The 15,843-nt window shown below is 69.6% G+C and carries 14 protein-coding genes and 1 pseudogene; 10 read left to right on the forward strand and 5 right to left on the reverse strand.

Annotated elements, in window-relative coordinates:
* Positions 1–55 precede the first annotated feature (55 nt).
* From AC1DWT_RS06455 to AC1DWT_RS06485, 7 genes and pseudogenes are all read left to right on the forward strand, one after another.
* Positions 56–1,291, forward strand: a pseudogene (locus AC1DWT_RS06455) (macrolide family glycosyltransferase); the annotation flags it as partial.
* Between the two features lie 52 nt (positions 1,292–1,343).
* Positions 1,344–1,697 carry a VOC family protein gene (locus AC1DWT_RS06460; RefSeq protein ID WP_095863618.1) on the forward strand — a complete coding sequence of 118 codons (354 nt, stop codon included), beginning with the start codon at positions 1,344–1,346 and terminating at the stop codon, positions 1,695–1,697.
* 25 nt (positions 1,698–1,722) lie between these two features.
* Positions 1,723–3,006 (forward strand): M18 family aminopeptidase, encoded by a 1,284-nt coding sequence (locus AC1DWT_RS06465; RefSeq protein WP_095863312.1) that lies wholly within the window; start codon positions 1,723–1,725, stop codon positions 3,004–3,006.
* Between the two features lie 143 nt (positions 3,007–3,149).
* The gene (gene purL, locus AC1DWT_RS06470) at positions 3,150–5,435 is read left to right on the forward strand and encodes a phosphoribosylformylglycinamidine synthase subunit PurL (RefSeq protein ID WP_072943018.1); all 2,286 of its coding nucleotides are present in this window, start codon (positions 3,150–3,152) and stop codon (positions 5,433–5,435) included.
* 3 nt (positions 5,436–5,438) lie between these two features.
* On the forward strand, positions 5,439–7,208 hold the full coding sequence (locus tag AC1DWT_RS06475) for an alpha/beta hydrolase (protein ID WP_095863313.1): 1,770 nt from the start codon (positions 5,439–5,441) through the stop codon (positions 7,206–7,208).
* Positions 7,205–7,849: a CPBP family intramembrane glutamic endopeptidase gene (locus tag AC1DWT_RS06480; protein WP_095863314.1), complete on the forward strand. Its 645-nt coding sequence runs from the start codon at positions 7,205–7,207 to the stop codon at positions 7,847–7,849. Before AC1DWT_RS06475 ends, AC1DWT_RS06480 begins: the two co-directional genes overlap by 4 nt.
* Before the next feature lie 4 nt (positions 7,850–7,853).
* Entirely contained in the window at positions 7,854–8,240 is a 387-nt protein-coding gene (locus AC1DWT_RS06485; protein WP_095863315.1) for a sterol carrier family protein, read from the forward strand.
* Here the strand turns inward: AC1DWT_RS06485 and AC1DWT_RS06490 are convergent, their stop codons facing one another.
* On the reverse strand, positions 8,241–8,621 hold the full coding sequence (locus AC1DWT_RS06490; RefSeq protein WP_275957895.1) for a class I SAM-dependent methyltransferase: 381 nt from the start codon (positions 8,619–8,621) through the stop codon (positions 8,241–8,243).
* Positions 8,622–8,794: 173 nt separating this feature from the next.
* Between AC1DWT_RS06490 and purF the strand changes: the two genes are divergently transcribed.
* Together purF and purM are read left to right on the forward strand one after the other, a co-directional pair.
* Positions 8,795–10,378 (forward strand): amidophosphoribosyltransferase, encoded by a 1,584-nt coding sequence (gene purF / locus AC1DWT_RS06495; protein WP_072943026.1) that lies wholly within the window; start codon positions 8,795–8,797, stop codon positions 10,376–10,378.
* 120 nt (positions 10,379–10,498) lie between these two features.
* Complete coding sequence (purM, locus tag AC1DWT_RS06500; protein WP_005244377.1) at positions 10,499–11,578, forward strand: phosphoribosylformylglycinamidine cyclo-ligase; 1,080 nt, start codon at positions 10,499–10,501, stop codon at positions 11,576–11,578.
* Between the two features lie 111 nt (positions 11,579–11,689).
* On the opposite strand, the gene AC1DWT_RS06505 is transcribed toward purM, so the two are convergent.
* From AC1DWT_RS06505 to ygfZ, 4 genes are all read right to left on the reverse strand, one after another.
* Positions 11,690–11,890, reverse strand: coding sequence for a DUF3073 domain-containing protein (locus tag AC1DWT_RS06505; RefSeq protein WP_005244376.1), 201 nt, complete (start codon positions 11,888–11,890; stop codon positions 11,690–11,692).
* Between the two features lie 181 nt (positions 11,891–12,071).
* Positions 12,072–13,025, reverse strand: coding sequence for an asparaginase (locus AC1DWT_RS06510; protein WP_072943028.1), 954 nt, complete (start codon positions 13,023–13,025; stop codon positions 12,072–12,074).
* The gene (locus AC1DWT_RS06515; RefSeq protein ID WP_095863316.1) at positions 13,022–13,690 is read right to left on the reverse strand and encodes an MOSC domain-containing protein; all 669 of its coding nucleotides are present in this window, start codon (positions 13,688–13,690) and stop codon (positions 13,022–13,024) included. Before AC1DWT_RS06515 ends, AC1DWT_RS06510 begins: the two co-directional genes overlap by 4 nt.
* Positions 13,687–14,808 carry a CAF17-like 4Fe-4S cluster assembly/insertion protein YgfZ gene (gene ygfZ, locus AC1DWT_RS06520; RefSeq protein ID WP_095863317.1) on the reverse strand — a complete coding sequence of 374 codons (1,122 nt, stop codon included), beginning with the start codon at positions 14,806–14,808 and terminating at the stop codon, positions 13,687–13,689. The genes AC1DWT_RS06515 and ygfZ overlap by 4 nt, the downstream gene beginning before the upstream one ends.
* Positions 14,809–14,870: 62 nt before the next feature.
* On the opposite strand from ygfZ, the gene AC1DWT_RS06525 reads away from it, so the two are divergent.
* Complete coding sequence (locus tag AC1DWT_RS06525; protein ID WP_095863318.1) at positions 14,871–15,743, forward strand: aminodeoxychorismate lyase; 873 nt, start codon at positions 14,871–14,873, stop codon at positions 15,741–15,743.
* The last annotated feature ends 100 nt before the right edge of the window (positions 15,744–15,843 follow it).

The raw sequence follows: 15,843 nt of genomic DNA on the forward strand, positions 1-15,843 counted from the left end.
ACGGATCCTAGACCAGACCAGACGAGACGTATCGTCTTGACTCGTCTGCGGCCGGATGTCATCATGTATCGAGACGGACCGTTCCGTCTCGGAAAGGATGAAGATGACCCGCTCACACATCGCCATGGTCAGCATCCCGGCGCCCGGGCACGTCAACCCCAGCCTGGAGATTCTCCGAGAACTCGTCGCGCGCGGGCACCGCGTGACGTACGCCAACGACGCCGCAGTGAAGGACGTCGTCCAGAGCACCGGAGCGGAATTCAAGGAGTACGCCTCGACGTTGCCGCGCGTGAACACCGCAGGCGCGGCGGACGCGTCCGGGAAGTCCTGGGACGGCGACACCATCGATCACCTCACCCTGTTCCAGGCCGAGTACGAGTCGATGCTGCCGCAGTTGCGGAGGCTGTACGAGGACGACCGCCCCGACCTGTTCCTCTACGACATCGCGGGAGGTCCCGCCCGCGTCCTCGCCGAGGAATGGAACGTGCCGACTGTGCAACTGTCGCCGACGTACGTGGCCTGGGAGGGCTACGAGGACGACATGAAATCGTTCGTGGACACCATGCGTGCCGACCCGCGTGGCGCCGCACTGTACGAGCGGCAGGGGAAACTGCTGCGGGACAACGGTGTCGAGACCGACCCGGACGAGTTCTACGGGCGCCCGGCCCGGGCGGTGGTGCTGATCGCGAAATCGATGCAGCCCAACGCCGACCGCGTGAACGAGGACGTCTATACGTTCGTCGGACCTGCGCTGCCCACCCGGCGGCCCGCCGATGGCCGGTGGGAGCGTCCGGCAGCCGCGGGCAAGGTGCTGCTCGTCTCGCTCGGCACCGCGTTCACCGATCACGCCGACTTCTACCGCCGCTGCATCGAGGCATTCGGCGACCTCGACGGCTGGCACGTCGTCCTGCAGATCGGGCAGCACGTCGACGTCGACGAACTCGGCGCCGTGCCCGGCAACGTGGAGGTCTACCGCTGGGTGCCGCAGTTCGACATCCTGGGGCAGGCCGACGCGTTCCTCACCCACGCCGGCATGGGCGGGTCCAGCGAGGGCATGTTCACGGGGACCCCGATGATCGCCGCGCCGCAGGCCACCGACCAGTTCGAGAATGCCGACGCGCTCGTCGCCGCGGGAGTGGCGGTGCGCGTGGACAGTTCGGACGTGTCGGCAGCCGGACTGCGGGACGCGCTCACCTGGGTCGACGCCGAGCCGGTCCGTCGCCGCAGTGCGGAGCTCGCCGCCGAGTTGCGTTCTGCCGGTGGCGTGGACGCTGCCGTCCGGGTCATCGAGGAGTTCCTGCGAAGCTGCGAAACGTGTCGGTGGTCACGGCTACTGTGCGGGCATGGCACTCACACTCGGCATGATCACGTTCGACACCACCGATCCGGGGCCGCTCGCGAACTGGTGGGCGAAGCAGACGGCGGGCACGGTCGAGCAGGAGAACGACGGCTGGTTCTACGTCGTCGCCCTCCCTGATTCCGCGCAGAAGCTGGCGTTCCAGAAGGTCGACGATCCCACTCCGGGGAAGAACCGCATCCACCTCGACCTGGCCTCCGAAGACCTCGACGGCGAGGTCGGCAGGCTGAGTGCCGACGGCGCGACGGAGGTCGGGCGGCACGAGATGGGCGGTTTCCGATGGGTCACGCTCGCCGATCCGGACGGCAACCAGTTCTGTGTCTCGGGTCCCCACCCGTGACAGCGGGTCCTGCATGATTGACCCCATGCCTTCCACTACGTGGGCCGACGCCCAGGGACTCTGCACCTTCGTCGATGCCTCACCGTCGCCGTTCCATGTGTGCGCGACGGTGTCGATGTTGCTGACCGGCAACGGTTTCACCGAGTTGCACGAGACCGACTCGTGGCCCGGCGAGCCCGGCCGGTACTTCCTGGTGCGCGGCGGATCCCTCATCGCATGGAGCACCGAGGGGGTGGGCCGGACGGCGCCGTTCCGCATCGTCGGCGGGCACACCGACAGCCCGAACCTGCGCGTCAAGCAGCACCCCGACCTCTCGTCGGCGGGGTGGCAGCTGGTGGGTCTCGAACCGTACGGCGGCGCGTGGCTCAACTCCTGGCTCGACCGCGACCTGGGCATCTCCGGGCGGCTGAGTGTGCGGGTCGGCAACACGGTGGAGGAGAAGCTCGTCCGCGTCGACGAGCCGATCCTGCGCGTGCCGCAGCTGGCGATCCACCTGTCCGAGGACCGCAAGGGCGTGCACCTCGATCCGCAGCGCCACCTCAACGGCGTGTGGGGCGTGGGTACCGAACGCCGGTCGTTCATCGACTTCGTCGCCGAGCGGGCGGAGGTGCCCGCCGACGCGGTGCTCGGGTGGGAACTGATGACCCACGATCTCGCGCCCAGCGCCCTGGTCGGAACCGAACAGGACCTCGTCAGCGCGCCGCGGCTCGACAACCAGGGCACCTGCTACGCGGGCACCCAGGCGCTGCTGTCGGCGGCCGAACGTCCCGGGGATCAGGTGCCGGTGCTCGCGCTGTTCGACCACGAGGAGGTGGGGAGCATGTCCGATCGGGGCGCGTTCTCCGATCTCCTGAGCACCGTCCTCGAGCGCATCGTCCTCGGTCGCGGCGGCGGTCGCGAAGAATTCCTGCAGACGATGGCCGGGTCGATCTGCGCGTCCGGGGACATGGCGCACGCGACCCACCCCAATTACCCGGACCGGCACGAGCCCGCCCACCACATCGCCGTCAACGGGGGACCGGTGCTCAAGGTCAACCAGAACCTGCGCTACGCCACCGACGCGGCCGGGGCCGGTGCGTTCGCGCTCGCCTGCGACCAGGCCGGTGTGCCGCTGCAGCGGTACGTGCACCGGGCCGATCTGCCGTGCGGTTCGACCATCGGCCCGATCACCGCGTCCAGGACGGGGCTGAGCACCGTCGACGTCGGCGCCGCGCAGCTGGGAATGCATTCCTCGCGGGAGCTGATGGGTGCCCGTGACGTGCGCGCCTATTCCGACGCCCTTGCGGCCTTCCTCACACCGACGGCGTGACGGGGAGGGGCGAGGAGCGCCAGGTCGGTGCCGGAACGAGCCGCCGGATAGACTGACGTACGGCTCGTCGCCACCCGGCTTGCGCCGACCGTGACTCCCGGCTTGCCTCTCTTGACTCCCGTAGGGAAGGGACCCCACCTCCAGTGTCAGCACACCCGGTCGATACCGTCACCGCCGCCACCGCGACCCCCGACGTCGCACAGCCTTTCAAGGAGCTGGGTCTCAAGGACGACGAGTACGCCCGCATCAAGGAGATCCTGGGCCGGCGCCCCACCGAGGCCGAGCTCGCGATGTACTCGGTGATGTGGAGTGAGCACTGCTCCTACAAGTCGTCCAAGGTGCACCTGAGGTACTTCGGTGAGACCACGACCGACGAGATGCGGTCCTCGATGCTCGCGGGCATCGGCGAGAACGCCGGCGTCGTCGACATCGGCGACGGCTGGGCGGTCACGTTCAAGGTCGAGAGCCACAACCACCCCTCCTACGTGGAGCCCTACCAGGGCGCGGCCACCGGCGTCGGCGGCATCGTCCGCGACATCATGGCCATGGGCGCCCGTCCCATCGCGGTGATGGACCAGCTGCGTTTCGGTGCGGCGGACGCCCCCGACACCCGCCGCGTCGTCGACGGTGTGGTGCGCGGCGTCGGCGGCTACGGCAACTCGCTGGGCCTCCCCAACATCGGCGGCGAGACCGTCTTCGACGAGTCGTACGCCGGTAACCCCCTGGTCAACGCCCTCTGTGCCGGCACGATGCGGGTCGAGGACCTGCACCTGGCGTTCGCGTCCGGCGCCGGCAACAAGATCATCCTGTTCGGTGCGCGGACCGGCCTCGACGGCATCGGCGGCGTGTCCGTGCTGGCGTCCGAGACGTTCGACGGCGACGAATCAGGTACCGGCCGGAAGAAGCTACCGGCGGTGCAGGTGGGTGACCCGTTCACCGAGAAGGTGCTCATCGAGTGCTGTCTCGAGCTGTACGCCGCGAAGCTGGTGGTCGGTATCCAGGACCTCGGCGGCGCCGGGCTGTCCTGCGCGACGTCCGAGCTGGCCGCGGCCGGCGACGGCGGCATGCACATCAACCTCGAGCAGGTCCCGATGCGGGCCACCGGCATGACCGCCGCCGAGGTGCTCTCCAGCGAGTCGCAGGAACGCATGTGCGCGGTCGTCACCCCCGAGAACGTCGACGCGTTCATGGAGGTCTGCAAGAAGTGGGACGTCCTGGCCACCGTCATCGGTGAGGTCACCGACGGCGAGCGCCTGACCATCTCCTGGCACGGCGAGACCGTCGTCGACGTGCCGCCGCGCACCGTTGCCCACGAGGGCCCGGTGTACGAGCGCCCCGTGCAGCGTCCCGCGAGCCAGGACGCCCTGGTCGCCAACACCACCGCCGGCCTGACGCGCCCGGAGTCGGCCGACGAGCTGAAGGCGACCCTGCTGAAGATGCTCGCGTCCCCGGCGCTGTGCAGCCGCAAGTGGATCACCGAGCAGTACGACCGCTACGTGCGCGGCAACACCGTCCTGGCCGAGAACGCCGACTCCGGTGTGATCCGCGTCGACGAGAAGACGGGCCGCGGCATCGCGCTCGCCACCGACGCGTCCGGCCGCTACACCGCGCTGGACCCGTACACCGGTGCGCAGTTGGCACTCGCGGAGGCGTTCCGCAACGTCGCCGTCACCGGCGCCACCCCCAAGGCCGTCAGCAACTGCCTGAACTTCGGGTCCCCCGAGGATCCGGGCGTCATGTGGCAGTTCCAGCAGGCCGTCCGCGGCCTGGCGGACGGCTGCGCGAAGCTCGGCATCCCCGTCACCGGCGGCAACGTCAGCTTCTACAACCAGACCGGCTCGACCCCGATCCTGCCCACCCCGGTGGTGGCCGTGCTCGGTGTCATCGACGACGTGCACCGTCGCATCCCCACCGGTCTCGGACTGGAACCGGGCGAGACGCTGATCCTGCTCGGCGACACCCGCGACGAGTTCGACGGGTCCATCTGGTCACAGGTCGAGCACGGCCACCTCGGCGGCGTGCCGCCGAAGGTCGACCTCGAGCGGGAGCAGTTGCTGGCCGACATCCTCCTCGCGGCGTCCCGCGACGGACTGGTGTCGGCGGCGCACGACCTGTCCGAAGGTGGTCTCGCGCAGACCGTCGTCGAGGCCGCGCTGGCCGGGGAGACGGGCTGCCGCATCCTGCTTCCCGACGACGCCGATCCGTTCGTCACCCTGTTCTCCGAGTCGTCGGGCCGCGTGCTCGTCGCGGTCCCCCGCACCGAGGAAACTCGCTTTACCGGTATGTGCACGGCCCGTAACCTCCCGTGGGTGCGCATCGGTGTGGTGGACGAGGGCTCCGATTCCGTCGAGGTCCAGGGCCAGTTCTCGGTCTCGCTGGCCGAGCTGCGCACGACGTTCGAGGGAACTCTGCCGGCATTGTTCGGGTGATGAATGGTCGAATCGGGGGCATTGGAGAGGGTTGACAGGGGGCCGCGGGAACTCTCGCGGCTGGTTGATCCTGCACTCCTCCACGGTCCCCGACTCGACCGGACCTGGCGTTTCCTTCGGCTCGACTTCACCGGCATCGCGTTCGCGACGCTGTTCTTCTGCTGGTCGCTGACGCCGTCGCTGCTGCCCCGCGACTGGCTGTTCCAGGGGCTGATCGGCGGCATCAACGCCGCGATCGGCTACACGGTGGGAACGGCGATCGGCTGGCTGGTCCGCCGCTACTTCCTGCGGCACCGGTCGTGGTGGCCGCTGCCGGAACCGTGGTCCACCGGCCTGCGCGTGCTCGTGACGGTGACGTGCGTGTCGGTGAGTCTCGTGATGCTCGCGTACTCCGCGGCGTGGCAGCGTGAACTCGCCGCGCTGATGGGGGCGGAGGGCACCACCACCACCGGCTACATCCGCACCGGTGGCCTGAGCCTGCTCGTGGGTGCCGCGATCATCTCCGTGTGGCGGCTGCTGCGCGAACTGGTGCGGTGGATCGCGGCGCGACTCATCCGGCGGTGGCACCTCGCGATCCCGACGGCCACCACCGTCGGCATCCTCATCGTGACGGTGCTGTTCTTCCTGCTCGTCGACGGCGTTCTGATGCGCGGCGTCTACGCCACCACGAATGCGGCGTTCAGCCTGCAGAATTCGACCACCCGCGACGGCGTCGAGCAGCCGCTCGATCCCGAGAAGTCGGGCAGCCCGGAGTCGCTGGCGCCCTGGGACACCCTCGGGTACGAGGGCCGGAACTTCGTGTCCCGCGGCCTCGACGCCGACGAACTGACGGCGGCCAACGGCACCCCGGCCAAGGATCCGATCCGGGTCTACGCAGGACTCGAGACCGCCGAGGACCCCGACGAACGCATGGACATCGTCATCGACGAACTCGAGCGGACCGGCGCGTTCGCGCGCAAGGTCCTCGTCGTCATCCCCACCACCGGTACAGGCTGGGTCAATCCGACTGCGGCGCAGGCGATCGAGTTGGTCCACAACGGCGACACGGCGCTGGTCGCCGGCCAGTACTCGTTCCTGCCGAGCTGGATCTCGTTCCTCGCCGACCGGGAGAAGGCGGCCGAGGCGGGAAAGATGCTGATCGACCGGGTGCACGAACGGTGGTTGCAGGAACCCGAGGCGACCCGCCCCAAGCTGCTCGTCTACGGCGAAAGTCTCGGCACCCAGGCAGGGGAGGGCGCCTTCGACACGCTGAGCGACATCCGGCAGACCGTCGACGGTGTGCTGTGGGTCGGGCCGCCCAACTCGAACCGGCTGTGGGGGCAGCTGGTTCAGCGCCGCGACCCGGGCACTCCCGAGGTCGACCCCGAGTACTCGGCGGGTCTGGTGGTGCGGTTCGCCGACGACTCCGCCGACATGGTCGAGGACCCGGGGGAGTGGTTGTCGCCGCGCATCCTGTACGTCCAGCATCCGTCCGATCCCGTCGTGTGGTGGTCGCCCGACCTCGCGTTCACCCGGCCCGACTGGTTGAAGGAACCGCCGGGCGACGATCGCTCGCCGTCGATGAAATGGTTTCCGTTCGTGACGTTCTGGCAGGTGTCCGCCGACCTCACGAACGCCGCCGGGGTGCCCGACGGGCACGGCCACAATTACGGAACCCTCGTCCTCGACGGCTGGATCACCGTCGCGCAGCCCGAGGGGTGGACGCCCGCCGACACCGAACGTGTCCGGTCCACCCTCGAATCCCTCGCCGGGACAGAGGGTCCGGAGAAGTGACCAGGCTCGCCTCCGTGGCCGGTGCGGCGGCGGCCGTGCTGTGGAACAACGTGGTGCTGCCCGGTTCGGGCCTCGGCCCGTACGGGCGGGCCGTCGCGGGCGGCGCGCTCGGACTGTCGGTGGTGGGAGTCGCCCGCACCGCGGGGTACGGCGTCGACGAACTCGGGCTGTCCGCGTCGGCGCTCCGGTCCGGGCTGCGGTACGGCGCCGTGGCGTCGGTGATCCCGCTCGCCGGATACGCGATCGCGCTGAGCGTGCCCGCCGCGCGCAGGCGGGTTCCGACCGGCGACCGCGCCACCGATGTCGCCCGCTGGGTGGGGTTCCGGATCCCCGTGGGGACCGTCGCGCACGAGGAACTGCTGTTCCGCAGCGTCCTGTCCGCGATGCTGCGACGGGGCTGGACACCCACCACGGCGTACGCCCTGCACGCCGTGACGTTCGGGCTGTGGCACGTGCGCGCGGCCCGGATCGCCGGTGACCCGATCGGCGCGAGCGTGCTGCTCACCGGTTCCTCTGCAGTGCTGTTCGAGTGGTTGCGACGGTGCAGCGGCAGCGTCGTAGCCCCTGCTCTACTGCATCTTTCGGTCAACGTCGGCGGGGTGGTGGCCGCCGAAGCCGTGCGGGCCCGCACAGTAGATTGAGCCCATGCCGTCGCGTCGAGCCGTAGATCCCGCCGAACTGAGGACCGCCGTACTCGAGGTCGGTCCGTGGCTGCGCGGCGACACCGAGGAGAAGCCGTCCCGCACCCAGCTGGCCGCGGCGGTCCGGCTCAGCGCACGGACGCTCGAGCAGGTGGCACCCGGGTCGAGCGTGGAGGTGCGGGTTCCCCCGTTCGTCGCGGTCCAGTGCATCGAGGGTCCCCGGCACACCCGCGGCACCCCGCCCAACGTCGTGGAGACCGATCCGCGGACGTGGCTGCTGCTGGTGACGGGACTGCTGGATTTCGACGGCGCGACGTCCGGCGGCGAGGTGTCGGTGTCGGGGAGTCGTGCAGGGGAGATCGCCCACTGGCTGCCGCTGCTGCGCGTGTAGTCACCCCAGCCACAGCGCCAGGGTGCGCGGCCGGCCGCTCGATCCGGTGTCGGACGGGCGCACGGCGAGGACCTGATGGATCGTCAGGCGACCCTTCTCCTCGAACCCCAGGGCGCTGGCCGCGAGATACAGCAACCAGGTGCGGGCCCGCGCCCATTCGGCCTGTTCGTGGCTGAGGGTGATCCCGACGACGGACACGTCGTACTTCTCGGCGGCGTGGATCGCCATCGAACCCCACCCGCAGCCCACGCCCAGCAGTCGCATGCCCGACTGGAGTCCGAGCTTGCGGCAGACGTGTACGGGAAGGGGGATGCCCATCGCACCTTCGAAGGCGCTCAGCAGACGTTCTGCGGCGGTCGGAGCCGTGCTGCGGACGTTCATCGGAACAGCCCCCGCTCTGTGGTTCGAGGATGCTGATCGATACCGAAACCAATCTATTTTCGTCCCGTCGTCCGGGAGTCGGGCCGGTTCGATCGGCACCGTGGGAGAAGCGGCGGCGCGGGGCACGTAGACTGACCTTGCCCCTCACACGCCCATCCCCAGGGAGCACCCCGGTGACCAGAGCCGATCTGTCGGTCCACAGTCCTAATCTTCTCTCTTCGAACCCGTCCGACGAGGACGAGAACGAGCCCCGCGAAGAATGCGGAGTCTTCGGCGTCTGGGCGCCGGGAGAGGATGTGGCGAAACTCACCTACTACGGGCTTTATGCTCTGCAGCACCGTGGTCAGGAAGCGGCGGGCATCGCCGTCGCCGACGGTTCGCAGGTGCTGGTCTTCAAGGACCTCGGGTTGGTCAGCCAGGTGTTCGACGAGCAGACTCTGGCAGCGATGCCGGGCCACGTCGCCGTCGGTCACTGTCGCTACTCCACCACGGGCTCGACCACGTGGGAGAACGCGCAACCGATCTTCCGCACCACCGCGGCGGGCAGCGGCATCGCCCTCGGCCACAACGGCAACCTCGTCAACACGGCGGAACTGGCGCAGCGCGCCCGTGCGGCGGGCCTCGTCAACGACAAGCGCCCCGGCGGCGCCACGTCCGACTCGGACGTGGTCGGCGCCCTCCTCGCGCACGCCGCCGCGGACAGCACCATCGAGCAGGCGGCCATGACGCTGCTGCCGACGCTGCGCGGCGCGTTCTGCCTCACGTTCATGGACGAGCACACGCTCTACGCGGCGCGTGACCCGCACGGCATCCGCCCCCTGTGCCTCGGACGACTGGACCGCGGCTGGGTGGTGGCCAGTGAGACGGCCGCACTCGACATCGTCGGCGCGTCGTTCGTCCGCGACATCGAACCAGGCGAACTCCTCGCCATCGACGCCGACGGCGTCCGCTCCTCCCGCTTCGCGAACCCCGAGCCCAAGGGCTGCGTGTTCGAGTACGTGTACCTGGCTCGTCCGGACAGTGTCATCGGCGGACGTTCGGTGCACTCGACCCGCGTCGAGATCGGCCGTCGCCTCGCCACCGAGCACCCCGCCGAGGGCGACCTCGTCATCCCGGTCCCCGAATCGGGCACTCCCGCCGCGGTCGGGTACGCGCAGGGATCGGGCATTCCGTACGGCCAGGGTCTGATGAAGAACGCCTACGTGGGCCGCACCTTCATCCAGCCCTCGCAGACGATCCGCCAGCTCGGTATCCGCCTCAAACTCAACCCGCTGAAGGAAGTCATCCGCGGTAAGCGCCTCGTGGTGGTGGACGATTCGATCGTCCGCGGCAACACCCAGCGCGCGCTCATCCGGATGCTCCGCGAGGCAGGCGCCCTGGAGATCCACGTCCGGATCGCGTCGCCGCCGGTCAAGTGGCCCTGCTTCTACGGCATCGACTTCGCCTCCCCGGCCGAGTTGATCGCCAACGGTGCGGGTGGCGGCGGCGAGCCCGGCAGCTTCGACGAGATGCTCGAAGGGGTGCGCCGCTCCATCGGCGCCGACACCCTCGGCTACATCTCCACCGAAGGCATGATCGCGGCCACCGAGCAGCCGGCGTCGCGACTGTGCGCGGCCTGCTTCGACGGCACGTACCCCATCGCGCTCCCCACGGAGACGTCGATCGGAAAGAACGTTCTCGAGGGAATGCTCGAGAGCGCGGCAGGCGGTCCCGCGACGCGGGAGAACGACAACGCGAACGCCCTCAGTCGGCCGTAGGCCGGTACATCGGGAGCCGGCCGGAGAACGTACTCCGGTACCGTAAGGACGCAATCACAGCACTCGATTGCCCGACCGACACGATTTTGACGAGCAACAGAAGGCTGGAGTAACAACCACATGACCGAGGATCCGACAAGTCGCCCTGGCGCGTCCTACGCCGCCGCAGGAGTGGACATCGCCGCAGGCGATCGGGCGGTGGAACTCTTCGCTCCCTTGGCCAAGCGCGCCAGCCGTCCCGAGGTTCTCGGTGGTCTCGGTGGATTCGCGGGACTGTTCTCGCTCAAGGGTGACTACAAGGAGCCGCTGCTCGCGGCGTCCACGGACGGTGTGGGCACCAAGCTCGCCGTCGCCCAGGCGCTCGACAAGCACGACACCGTGGGTCTCGACCTGGTCGCGATGGTCGTCGACGACCTCGTCGTCTGCGGTGCCGAGCCGCTGTTCCTGCAGGACTACATCGCCGTCGGGCGCGTCGTCCCGGAGCGGGTCGCGGAACTCGTCAGCGGCATCGCCGAAGGCTGCATCCAGGCCGGTTGCGCGCTGCTCGGTGGCGAGACGGCCGAGCATCCCGGTGTGATGGCGGACGGCGACTACGACCTGTCCGCGACCGGTGTCGGCGTGGTCGAGGCCGATCAGGTGCTGGGCCCCGACCGGGTCCGTCCCGGCGACGTCGTGATCGCGATGGGTTCGTCCGGACTGCATTCCAACGGTTACTCGCTGGCCCGCAAGGTGCTGCTCGAGATCGATCACATGAGCCTGACGGCGCACGTCGACGAGTTCGGCCGCACGCTGGGCGAGGAGATGCTCGAGCCCACGAAGATCTACGCCAAGGACTGCCTGGCGCTCGCCGCCGAGACCGACGTGCGCACGTTCTGCCACGTCACCGGTGGTGGACTGGCCAACAACCTCGCGCGGGTCATGCCGAAGGGTCTGGTTGCCGAACTCGACCGCGGCACCTGGAGCCCCGCTCCGATCTTCGCGATGATCGCGCAGCGCGGACGCGTGGAGCGGGCCGAGATGGAGCAGACGTTCAACATGGGCGTCGGCATGGTCGCGATCGTGGCGCCCGAGGACGTCGATCGTGCGCTGGCCGTCCTGACGGCGCGGCACATCGACTGCTGGACGCTGGGCAGCATCAAGAAGTCGCACGACGTGTCCGCCGAGCGCGCGATTCTCGCCGGCGACCACCCGAGGTTCTAGGGTCGGACGCCGTCTGTCGGAACGGGGCGAGCTAGTGGCCCCGACCGGCTGAAGATGTGGAAATGAGGGGGAGCCGGTACCGGCTCCCCCTCATTTCTGTGTCTTCAGATCTCAGCGCCGCCAGTCGTCGTCGTCCTCCCGGGAGTGACCCTCCCTGTCGGCACGCTGGTCAGCGAAGACCTCGTCCCGATGCGAGTTGGACGACCCACCTGAGAGCTCTCTTTGCAGGCTGTCAAAATCCGTGGTCGGTACGCTGTACTTCAGCTCGCGTGCAACCTTGGTCTGCTTTGCCTTAGCCCGGCCGCGGCCCATGGCTGACCCCCTCGCGCTTTCGCGGGGCGGCCTGGGGAATTTGGCGGCCCCGTTTGAGTGTGTAAGTTCCTGCCCCACACTCTAGCGTGGAAAAGTCCCTCGCGCTTCCATCCACACCCCGAACCGGTGTCTGTTTAGTCTCATCGCGGTCGCGAGCTGCCCCGATGCGGGCATTTCGACTTCAGAAGACTCCCGGAATTGCCCGGACCGTCCCCACCCGGACGCCGCCGCCGAGCACGGGCTGCGATGCGAGGGCGGCCAGGTCCTCGGTCCATTCGGCGCCCATCCGGTGGAGAAGCGCTGCGGCGAGGGGCAACCGGGCCCGTTCGTGACCGTCGTCGATCTTCAGCGCGAACGCCGAGCCGTCGGGGAGCGCGCCCGCGTAGACCCCGTCGGCGCCGGCCTTCGTCATCAGCCCGGGAACGACCGGCATCAGGCGCGCGTCGTCCTTGCCGGTACCCGAGACGAGATACGGGTGCTCGCGGACGGCGTCGGCGACGGCGAGCTCGGGGGAGCCGGGCTCGGCGGTGACGAGCCGCGCGAACGCTCGCGCCAGATGCGTCAGCGACAGCGGGACGATCGGCAGCCCGCATCCGTCGATGCCGAGTTCGGCGTCGACGTCGCCGCTGATCGAGCCGAGCGTCTCGACGACCGCGAGTTGCAGGGGATGCGTCGGCTCCAGGTAACTGTCCAGCGGCCAGTCGTTGGCCAGGCACGTCGCGAGCATCGCCGCGTGCTTGCCGGAGCAATTCATGTACACCGGGCGGGGGAGCTCCCCGGCGGCCAGCAATTCGGCCCGCGCGAGCTCGTTGGAGGGCAGATCCGCGGGGCAGCGGAGCTGATCCTCGTCGAGGCCGTACCGGGCGAGGAGCCGCTCGACGAGTTCGACGTGGTCCGACTCGCCCTCGTGGGATGCGGTCGCGATCGCGAGCTCTTCGGAACTGGTCGGTTCGAAGCCGTTCCGCAGCATCGTCACGGCCTGCCACGGCTTGTTCGACGATCGCGGATAGATCGGTGTGTGCACCTCGCCGAGGGCGAGCGCGATCTCGCCGTCCGCGCTGAGGATCACCGCGGAACCACGGTGGACGCACTCACGGAATCCGGAACGGACGACCTCGACCAGTTCGATGCTCAATACGTGACCTGCACTTCCAGTCCGGCGATCCGTCGGCGGGCCTTGTCCGCGACGGTCGGAGCGAGGTTGTCCTGCTGTTCGAGCAGCGCCACGAACCGTTCCGGGTCGCGGCCGGTGAACAGATCGCGCACGGTGACGCCGTGCCCGGGCACGTGGATGTGGTGGACGGCGTCGCCTGCGGTGATCGACCCCTCGGTCACCACCCGCAGGTACGCACCCGTGTCGCCGCGTTCGGAGAACCGCTTGACCCACCTCGGCTCGGCGGCCCACACGCCGAACGTGCCGCACGGCGTCCTCGGGCCTGCCACCTCCAGTTCGGTGGTGCCGATCCGCCAGCGCTCGCCGATCACGGCGTCGCTCGCGGCGATGCCGTCCAGGCGGAGGTTCTCGCCGAACCATCCCGGGGGCAGTGCGCGGCCGAGTTCCGTCGCCCAGCGCTGCGCCTCGTCCTCCTGGTACGCGTAGACGGCCTTGAACGGCCCGCCGTGGTATTCGGTGTCGCAGACGCGGTCGCCGGCCAGTCCGGCGGTCGTGACGGACACCGGGCCGTCGACGGGCCGCTTGTCGATCGCCGTGCGGGTCACCCGCCGGGTGCCGCTGTCGCGTTCGGTGTGCAGCACGCAGACGGCCAGCACCTCGCCGGCCGCCGCGGTGGCCCCGCTCATCGGCCCCGGAGCCGGTCGACGGCGGCGCGGCCGGCCTGGACCGCGTCGTCCGCGGGCACCGAGTCGGGGTCGATGGACGCGGCGCAGGAGCCGACCACCAATTCGGTGTCGGTGGGGATGGACCGTTTGACGAGGGCCAGCGCGATGGGGCCGAGTTCGTGATGGTCGATCACAGTGCCGATCCGTCCGACCGCGCGGCCGCCCGCCGTCACCGGGTCACCGGGTTCCGGCCTGCCCTCGGCGCTGCCGTCGAGGTGCAGCAGGACCAGGTGTCGCGGCGGCTTGCCGAGGTTGTGGACGCGGGCGACCGTCTCCTGACCGCGGTAGCAGCCCTTCTCGAGGTGGACGGCGCCGTGCTCGGCGGGACCGCCGATCCAGCGGACCTCGTGCGGGATGGTGCGGTCGTCGGTGTCGAGCCCGATCCGGGGACGCACGGCGGCCACCCGGAGGGCCTCGAACGCCCACGTTCCGGCGGGGGCGGCGCCGGCGGCGGTGAGCCGGCCCCACCACGTCGCGAGTCCTTCCCGCGGGACCAGCAGGTCGAAGGAGTCGGCGGTCGGCCACGGCATGCGGCGGACGAAACCGCCCCCGGCCACCACGGCCGCGGCGTACGGCTCGGTGGGCACGGCGACCCCGGCGGCGTCGAGGACCGCCGCGGCGTCGGGGCCGATCACACTGAGGACGGCGAGTTCGTTGCCGTCGCGGGGCTCGGCCTTGGACCAGAACACCATCTTGGTGAGGAACGAGAGAAGGTCGGATCCGCGGTCGGCTTCGGTGTCGATCCAGGTGACGCCGTCGAGGTCGGTCTGGACGAAGTGGTGTTCGACGCGGCCGTTGACGTCGAGGCTGAGGTTCTCGGCACTCGAGCCGTCGGGGAGTGCGGCGACGTGCTGGCTGGAGATGGTGTGCAGCCAGGTGAGTCGTTCGGGTCCGCTGATCGCGATGACGAACCGGTGGGAGCGGTCGACGACCACCGCGGAACGCTCGGCGCTGCGTTGTTCGCCGAGCGGATCGCCGTGGTGCCAGGCGACGCCGGCGTCGGGGGAGCCTTCGGGCGCAGGGACCGCGCCCGGGGCCGTGACGAGTGGACTGGGTGAGACGGGCAGTTTGTCGACCACGGACCCAGTCTAGGGACCATGGACCTCGGGTGGCGGTCAGCAGGGTCGATAGGCTGGGTCTCATGTCTGATCGAGTGCTGGTGACGCTGGACCACGAGGTGCGCGACGCGGATGCCCCGCTGCTGCACGCGGACGATCTGGCGGTGGTGCGTGGCGACGGTGTCTTCGAGACGCTGTTGGTGCGCGGCGGTCGCGCACTGAAGGTGGAGCCGCACCTCACTCGACTGGTCGCGTCGGCGCGGGCCCTCGGTCTGCCGGTGCAGGACCTGGACGACTGGCGGCTGGCGCTGGAGTTGGCCGTCGAGGAGTGGGGGTCCGAGCGGGAGGGCGCGATGCGCCTCGTGCTCAGCCGCGGCCGGGAGTCCGGTGGCGACGCGACTGCATTCGTCACCGTCGGGCCGGTCTCCGATCGGATCCTGGACGCGCGCCGCGACGGGGTGTCGGTGCTCACACTGGCCCGGGGCTATTCGGTGGATCTGTCGGCGAGCGCGCCGTGGCAGCTGCTCGGGGCGAAGACCTTGTCGTATGCCACGAACATGGCCGCCCTGCGGTACGCGGCCACGTTCGGGGCCGACGATGTGATCTTCGTCAGTAGTGAGGGCAATGTGTTGGAAGGGCCACGTTCCACGGTGGTCATCGCCCGCGAGAAGACGCTCCTCACGCCGCCGCCGGAGCACGGAATTCTGCCGGGCACCACGCAGCAGGCCCTCTACGAGGTGGCGTCCGGCAAGGGGTTCCGCTGCGAGTACGCGGCACTGCGCCCGGCGGATCTCATTACGGCGGAAGGTGTTTGGCTCATCTCCAGCATCACCATGGCCGCGCGGGTGTGCAAGATCGACGGCCTCGCCCTGCCGGACGCGCCCCTCGCCGACGAGATCGTGGAGCTGGTCGACCTCGCGGTCGAGACGTCGGGTGCCGAGTCCGCGGAGGCTTGACAGGTCTACTACATTTCGTAGTAGCAAAGTCCTGCGGGGGAAACGACCCCGCAGTACGTTGTTTTCAAGGGTCGGGCGGAAGCCCACGCTCCGGCCCTGA

The organism is Rhodococcus sp. P4_B6 (genome assembly GCF_056402215.1).